This window comes from Arsenophonus sp. ENCA, assembly GCF_002287155.1.
Lineage (GTDB): Bacteria > Pseudomonadota > Gammaproteobacteria > Enterobacterales > Enterobacteriaceae > Arsenophonus > Arsenophonus nilaparvatae.
In genome coordinates this window covers 1-6,378 of record NZ_NHNG01000173.1, presented here as the reverse complement: position 1 = coordinate 6,378, position 6,378 = coordinate 1, and the positions used below count along the sequence as shown (strand labels likewise).

The following is a 6,378-nucleotide window of genomic DNA, read 5'->3' as shown; positions in this document are numbered from 1 at the left end:
GGCAGCTTTGCTTGTAGGCGGTCAAATCCTTGTAGGTATACCCTTTTGTACCTTGTTTTTGGGAATAGTCTTCTACAGTTGCTGACCCGATGCCAGCGCAAAGGAGAATGAAAAGCAGAGTTAATTTGTAGTAGCTCAGACTTGATCTGACAGTTACCGGTTATTTATACAGTATCTGTCAGGCTAAATTTGATTTAAATCTTTTTCTCTCCAAATTTGTTTTCCATCGTGTAAAGTTGCTATGGGTGTTCGACCGCAACACATTTTTCCTTGATGAGTACGCTGGTTATTGTATTCCTCTAACCATTTATCTAAATCAGTTTGTAATTCCTCTAAATTACCGTAGATTTTCTTACGAAAAACTACCTGGTAGAACTCTTGTAATACGGTTTTATGAAAACGTTCACAAATTCCATTAGTTTGAGGCGAGCGTGCCTTAGTTTTTGTGTGATCAATATCGTTGATAGCCAGATAAAGTTGATAATCGTGATGCTCAACTTTACCACAATATTCACTACCTCTGTCCGTCAGTATACGTAATATCGGTAATCCATGTTGGGCATAAAAAGGCAGAACCTTGTCATTTAATAAATCCGCAGCAGTTATCGAACTTTTCGTTGTGTAAAGTTTACAATGAACGACTTTGCAGTAAGTATCAATATAACACGAGTTTCGCACAGGCATATAAAATTCTAAAAATGGCTTAAAAGCAATGATTAATCTGCAAGTTACTAAAAAACATAAATTTTCTTAAATTACAATAAGTTGTATTTGATTTATAAGGTTTTGACTATTTATATATCATGCTGAATTAAACTTAAAAATAGAGCGTTTTTTTATTGGTGCGAWWSTYRWSCATAATAAACAACTGAACAAGTTAGACATCTCAGAAGAAGGAACTCCAATACACTTACGAGGCTACGGTTGGGTGACTGTTTTCAAATTTACAGCCAAAAACGGCCGTATTGATTACATAGTAACAAACAAAGAGAATCCCACCCGTGAATACGTCAAATCTATCATGGATGCCCGTTGGTCTGTTGAAGTTTATCATCGAGAAGTTAAACAAAATTGTGGTATTGAACGCTGTCAGGCTCGCACGAGCCGAGCGCAAAGAAATCATATTTTCTCGCTATTTCTGCGTGGTTTGAACAACATAAACGTCGTATATCTGAAAAAATAACCCTTTATCAACAAAATTGGGACGTAATCAAAAATGCTCTTGCTGAGCACATCCGTGTTTTATTAGCGTACCCAAATTAGTTTTGTGCGAAACTCGTGTTAGATTCACATAAGCTCAGTATTGGTGGTCAGTATCGTTATGAAGATTTACATGATCAAGACAACCAATTACCGACAGCGACCAATGTTAATAAATTAACCCGTTGGAGTTGGGCATTATTTACCGAAGATGAATGGACGATCACCAATGATCTCAGCTTAACCTCTGGTATTAGAATGGATAAAGATGAGAATTTTGGTGCACATTGGACGCCTCGCTTATATGGTGTTTGGCATATCAATGATCAATGGATACTTAAAGGTGGCGTTTCGACCGGATATCGTTCACCTGATTTACGCCAAGTGGCGCCTAACTGGGGACAAATAACTGGCGGCCAAACAAGTAAAGGGATCATTCTCGGTAATCCAAATTTAAAACCAGAAAAAAGTATTGGTCAGGAAATTGGTTTGTTATGGAATAATCAGGATGACCTGAATATCGGTGTAACAGTTTTTAATACTGATTTTAAAGATAAAATTATGGAATATCGTCTCTGGGGCGATAAATTAGCCGCTTGTAGTAATGCGATTATTCCCAATGGCAGTCAATATGATTTTATAAGTACACGTGATAATGTCGATAAGGCAAACTTGCGTGGTATTGAGGCGACATTTGATTGGCAAATCATGGATAATCTATCAATGGCAGCCAATTACACCTACTCAGATTCTGAGCAACTGAGTGGCAATTTTAAGGGCCAAGCCTTTAGTCAAACACCTAAGCATATGGCGAATGCATCGTTAAGCTGGCAGGCAACCACTGAATTAGAAGCTTGGACACGGGTAAATTTCCGAGGTAGAACCAATCAATATCTTTCTCGCTCATCGATGGCGAATGAATTACCCTCTTATACCTTTGTTGATCTGGGAATAAATTACGCGCTGAGCAAAAATCTTTCTTTATTCACAGGGGTTTATAATATTTTAGATAGGCGTTTAGTGGATAATGATAATAAAGCCCTATTAGATGTCCGCCGTTACAATTTAGGATTAAATTATAACTTTTAAAATCATTTTGAGTTAAAAAGTTAGCTAGCTATACTCATGGTAACAGCTAGCTAATTTTTTATTAAAAATTAAAAAAATATTGCTATTTCATAGGATGAAGTGCAGAATGCGCCATCAGAAATAACTGATGCTCATTAATTGCATCAGTTATTTTTTTATTTGTAAGCTGATTTATTTAATTTTATATGAGGCCGGAAACCTGGCCGGAGTTGATACAACTGTTAGAAAAAACGTGTAGTCAAACTAAAGCAGACTACCGTAGTGAGGAATGCTATTATGGCGCAATTATCTATTTTTGCACCTGTGCCAATGGGTCATGGTTGCTGTATTATTTATGACTACGGATCGTTCGGCTTCGAAGATAACTTATTCTCTCATTTCTCTTTTTTCTCAGCCTATAGGCGTGAGCGAAGTCTTCCTTATAACTATCGATTTAGGCAAAATAGCCAGGCGAAATTGGAAGTTGTAGGAGGTTTTGGCCATGTCTCATAATATCCAATTAGCTCTCAGTAAAGAATCTACCGAGATAAATAATCGTGCGCAACTGGTTAAGACATTAACTTTAATCCAGGTTGTTATGATGGGGCTGGCTTATTTGCAGCCAATGACGGTTTTTGACACTTTTGGTTTAGTGTCATTAAAAACTGATGGGCATGTTCCTTCTTCTTATATCATTGCTTTGATTGCTATTCTTTTTACTGCATTGAGTTATGGTAAATTGGTAAAACGATTTCCTTCGGCGGGATCGGCTTATACCTATGCACAAAAATCGATGAGCCCACATTTAGGTTTCATGGTGGGATGGTCATCTTTGCTTGATTATTTATTCATGCCGATGATTAATATACTGTTAGCGAAAATTTATCTGGAAGCTATTTTTCCGGCTGTTGTGCCTTGGATTTTTGTGGTCGGATTAGTTTTTTTGATGACTATTTTTAATCTACGGGGTATCAATTTAGTCGCTAACTTAAATACCATTATTGTGATTATTCAAATCGCTGTTATGCTAGTTTTTTTAGCTGTTTTGATCCATGGATTATCTAAAGGCGAAGGTTCTGGTCAGATTTGGTCATGGCGACCTTTTACCTCCGAACAGGCGCATTTAATTCCGATGATTAGCGGGGCGACGATTTTATGTTTTTCATTTCTCGGCTTTGATGGCATCAGTTCATTATCGGAAGAAACACCAAATGCAGGAAAAGTAATACCAAAGGCGATTTTCTTGACGGCCTTGATTGGTGGTTTGATTTTTATTGGCGTTTCTTATTTTTTACAGCTGTATTTTCCTGATGTTTCGCATTTTAAAAAACCTGATGAATCGCAACCTGAAATTATGCTATATGTTGCTGGTGCATTTTTTCAGTCTATTATTTTGGTTTTCTCTTGTGCAACCGTATTAGCATCAGGTATGGCTGCGCATGCAGGAGTTTCTCGTCTCATGTATGTGATGGGACGAGATGGCGTATTTCCTGAGCGTTTTTTTGGTTATGTTCATCCAACATGGCGAACCCCAGCTTTTAATGTCATTTTAGTTGGCATGCTGGCGTTAACGGCAATTTGGTTTGATATGGAAATTGCCACAGCATTGATTAATTTTGGTGCATTAATTGCTTTTACCTTTGTTAATCTTTCGGTTATTTCGCAATTTTATTTTAGAGAGCGTCGCTGTCATACTTGGCGGGATAAATTTAATTACTTAATTCTACCTATTATGGGCGCTTTAACCGTATCAGTGCTTTGGATCAATTTAGAGAAAACTTCCATGCTATTAGGGATGGTATGGGCAGCGGTTGGAATTTTTTATATGGCAATTATCACCCGCCGTTTTCGTCGGCCATTACCACAAATGAATGAGGCTTAGTGATCACAAATTTTAGCGCTATCGACGGTTTCACCACAGCAAAAGGCCAATTATTTGGCCTTTTCTTTTGCTATATTAGCTAACCCGTTTTTGTATGTTATTACGAAACCCAATTAACTGGCTATCTGTTTGGCATAATCTACCAGTGCTTTTAGTTGCAGGCACTTCTCTTTATCTTCTTGATGTTCAATAAATAATTGCTCGATAGTTTGCAGATATTCGGTTATTTTCTCGCTGGTCAATCTATCGCGTCGGTGATGTAACCAGGCAAGCTGTTCTTGTTCTGTCAGTGTGGCCGGATAGTTCCTGGCACGGTAACGAAAAAATAGTTGCTTCATGCGCGGATCGTCAAATTTGAGATCCAATGCGGGTAAATTTTGCGGTAAAGTTTGACGGATAATAGCCATTGTTGAACGATCATTATCACCAAAAAAACCGGCATAAAGCTTAGTATCTACATCAGTTGCTTCAGGAAAGGGTTGCGGTTCGGTAAAAAGCTGAATAACTTTATCCCGCACTTCATTATGTTGTCGCAATATGGCTAAATTATTCAGACAGACATCGAGATCTAGTGCTATTCGTTGTGCATCTGCTGCCCGCAGTGTGTTGGCCGGAGCCAGAATTGGACATTTATTAATATGTATCAGTTTAATAGGAATGGCTAATTCACCGGCTAACTCTGCTTTGGGTGTGTATAAACGTTGCCTTAGAGTGTCGCTATTTAATGTTAGCAGTGGGCTAATGTCTGCCGCTAGATCACAGGCAATAATGGCATTACGGTTTTCCGGATGCCAGGCCAGTGGTGCAATTAGACTGGTATTGGCTCGTATTGCGCCCAACATGCCGGAAACATGCACTAACGGGGTCATGGCAATAATATCAATTAATTGGCGAATTTCATTTTTATTTCTTAATTGAAAGAAGTAATCGAACATCCTTGGCTGTGCTTGCTTAACTAATTTTGCCATTTCGATAGTAGCAAAAACGTCGGCCATTGCATCATGAGCATTTGCATGCTCAATACCGTTTGCAGTGGTCAGAAGTTCTAATTTGAAACTAGGTAGTCCTTCATCATTGCTAGGCCAGTTAATGCCATCAGGTCGTAGCGCATAGCAAGCGCGTAACACATCAAGTAAATCCCAACGTGAATTACCTTGCTGCCAGCTATAAGCATAAGGATCATAAAAATTACGGTAGAAAATGTGACGAGTGACTTCATCATCAAATCGAATATTGTTGTAACCGACAATACAACTATTGGCTATGCTAAATATTTCATGAATACGTCTAGCAAATTCAGCTTCATTTATGCCATGAGCTATTGCATATTGGGGCGTAATACCCGTGATCATTACGGCTTGAGGTTGAGGAAGATAGTCATCGGCAGGGGCACAGTAAAAAATTTGTGGCTCTTCGATAATATTAAAATTTGAGTCGGTTCTGATGCTGGCAAATTGTGCGGGTCGATCGAGAGCAGGATGCTGCCCAAATGTTTCATAATCGTGAAACAGAAATGAGGATTTTTGCTTATTGGCCAAAATATTTTCCCAATTTTTATGTAGCGCAATATGTTGTTTAATAATATTAAAATATTCTAATCTGACAATGAATATTTTTTTACTCTCTGTGTTAACTTATTTTTAATGACTGATTGATGAGTCCAGCAGAAATGAATTTTGTATTTTTAAATTATCCGCAATCGCAATAATACGCCGTTAATGGATACTTAAGCTGAATATCATTATTATACAATTAATTATCATAGTATTAGAGCTAACTTTGAAAATTTCACTTATTTATCATTTTTTGTTTAATTAAATTTAGGTTATTAATAACACAAAATTAATAAAGACAGACCAAAAGCGTCATTATCAGTGCAAAGATAATAAAACAAAAAGCGTGTTGCTTAATAGTGAAATAAGGGTGTTTCGGTGATTGAAGTAAATTTTACGCTGTTCTGAGATGGAAATTCCAAAGACCTGCGCTAAGGAGTAAGAAGGTATCATCAATAAAGGGTCTACGATTCCGTAAAATTTGGGTCATGCAACCGAGGCGCTTGATACCCGCGATGGCGTGTTCAACTGTAATACGGATGCCCGAGATTATTTTATTTTCTTGTTTTTGTTCAGGCGATAAAGGTCTTTTTCGAGTTCCTTTTTTTGGGATTTGTGTATTAGGATGCTGTTTATCTATACCTTGAAAACCGGTATCTGCCCAGATGGTTACCT

5 protein-coding genes and 1 pseudogene are annotated in these 6,378 nt (G+C 37.7%); 3 read left to right on the top strand and 3 right to left on the bottom strand.

Going from position 1 to position 6,378, the window contains the following annotated elements; translation table 11 throughout:
- Positions 1-183 precede the first annotated feature (183 nt).
- Positions 184-663, bottom strand: a pseudogene (locus CBG25_RS04535) (integrase core domain-containing protein); the annotation flags it as partial.
- 265 nt (positions 664-928) lie between these two features.
- On the opposite strand from CBG25_RS04535, the gene CBG25_RS04530 reads away from it, so the two are divergent.
- The 3 genes from CBG25_RS04530 (at position 929) to CBG25_RS04520 (ending at position 4,150) form a co-directional block, all read left to right on the top strand.
- Complete coding sequence (locus CBG25_RS04530) at positions 929-1,183, top strand: transposase (RefSeq protein WP_290604879.1); 255 nt, start codon at positions 929-931, stop codon at positions 1,181-1,183.
- A gap of 95 nt (positions 1,184-1,278) precedes the next feature.
- The gene (locus CBG25_RS04525; protein ID WP_290604877.1) at positions 1,279-2,289 is read left to right on the top strand and encodes a TonB-dependent receptor; all 1,011 of its coding nucleotides are present in this window, start codon (positions 1,279-1,281) and stop codon (positions 2,287-2,289) included.
- Positions 2,290-2,770: 481 nt separating this feature from the next.
- On the top strand, positions 2,771-4,150 hold the full coding sequence (locus CBG25_RS04520; RefSeq protein WP_290604875.1) for an APC family permease: 1,380 nt from the start codon (positions 2,771-2,773) through the stop codon (positions 4,148-4,150).
- A 113-nt stretch (positions 4,151-4,263) separates the two neighbouring features.
- On the opposite strand, the gene sbcB is transcribed toward CBG25_RS04520, so the two are convergent.
- Together sbcB and CBG25_RS04510 are read right to left on the bottom strand one after the other, a co-directional pair.
- Positions 4,264-5,691, bottom strand: coding sequence for an exodeoxyribonuclease I (sbcB, locus tag CBG25_RS04515; RefSeq protein WP_290604881.1), 1,428 nt, complete (start codon positions 5,689-5,691; stop codon positions 4,264-4,266).
- 406 nt (positions 5,692-6,097) lie between these two features.
- Positions 6,098-6,378 (bottom strand): transposase family protein (locus CBG25_RS04510; protein ID WP_290603775.1); only part of this gene is annotated, 281 nt, incomplete at its 5' end.

Bases quoted from the DNA above. Each gene is read 5' to 3' on its own strand.
- CBG25_RS04520 (WP_290604875.1), top strand. From the start codon at position 2,771: ATGTCTCATAATATCCAATTAGCTCTCAGTAAAGAATCTACCGAGATA.